Origin of the sequence: Paenibacillus sp. UASWS1643, assembly GCF_008693195.1 — a bacterium.
Lineage (GTDB): Bacteria > Bacillota > Bacilli > Paenibacillales > Paenibacillaceae > Paenibacillus > Paenibacillus amylolyticus_B.
The window spans coordinates 1-1,079 of record NZ_VXKZ01000062.1 but is presented as its reverse complement, the minus strand read 5'-3'; the positions used below and the strand labels follow the sequence as shown (position 1 = coordinate 1,079).

2 protein-coding genes are annotated in these 1,079 nt (G+C 45.5%); one reads left to right on the top strand and one right to left on the bottom strand.

Translation table 11 applies throughout. The annotated features are described in order from the left end of the window. Nucleotides 1-230 precede the first annotated feature (230 nt). Nucleotides 231-365, bottom strand: coding sequence for a hypothetical protein (locus FE296_RS33695; protein WP_263364118.1), 135 nt, complete (start codon nt 363-365; stop codon nt 231-233). 168 nt (nt 366-533) lie between these two features. Here FE296_RS33695 and FE296_RS32550 point away from each other — a divergent pair, with 168 nt between their 5' ends. After that, a complete protein-coding gene (locus FE296_RS32550; protein WP_190944958.1) occupies nt 534-1,049 on the top strand; it encodes a hypothetical protein in 516 nt (171 codons plus the stop codon). Nucleotides 1,050-1,079: the final 30 nt, after the last annotated feature.

Sequence of the window (1,079 nt, the reverse complement as noted above, 5' to 3'; positions counted from 1 at the left end):
ATGGAAATTCCCTAGCGACCATACCGATCTGTAGAAATAAGGATATGGTTGTGCTATACTTGGCACAACGGCAATTGAATTTCCCTTCGTCATATATCAATGGACATTGGGTATAATAAAAATAGCCGTGATGTTGACCGCATCACGACTATCCAGACAAATTTCCAGTGGGCGACCACGGCGAGATTTCATTACAAATGATCGAAAAACCACCGGATCAAGGGCCCAACCTATCGCCGGTGGTTTTTCTTGTCTTTACGTGACTTCTTCTGTTTCCGGCTGCCAAACAAAGTCTTTAGGCCAGCAAATATGCCGACCAATTTTAGCAACAAATCCAGAATCTTCACGATCAGATCAAGTGACACAGCGTCACCCCCTCTCGGGTAGCTTCGCCGTGACAAAAATCCCACCGGTTACTTGTCTATCATCATTATATCAACTTTACTCTTGGGAGACAGCTTCTATCTCGGCAATTAAAGTAACCTATATTACCTTTCAATTTAGGTTACTTTAATTCCAAGGAGGGAACCTTATTGAATGAGAAACCTCGGCCAGTTGGCCGCCCGCCCCAAGGAATCACAAAAAAAGTTTCGCTAACGCTGACCGAAGAAGAGTGGCACGAGATTGATCAATCAGGCAAAACTGTGGCCGCCTTTCTAAAGAATAAAATGAAAAAGAACGTTCCTGTTCCCATTCTGGTCCAAAGACCGGAATGGAAACAGGAACGTAATCCGGTTACCTATCCCCGCCGCCACGCTGAAGAACAGTGGGACGTCCATTGGCGATTCTCTGATAAGCCTCTACCGCCTGACGATATCATAGAAGCGGCGAAACAATCCATGTATCAGATTCTCTTTCCTGATCAAGCCGAAAATGCAGTTGTTGAAACACGGGATCAATATGTATGCCCCTTTACTGGGAAGCGGTTCGGATCTATGGATAAACTCGTTAGCTCTGCAATCCCCACATTAGTACAGTGGGCCATAGCCAAGAAACGGCGTGACGCTGAACGCCAAGCGGCCAAAGAACGAGAAAAAGGACAGAAGTAACTTCTTCCAAAAACAAGCCTTCAATAAGGC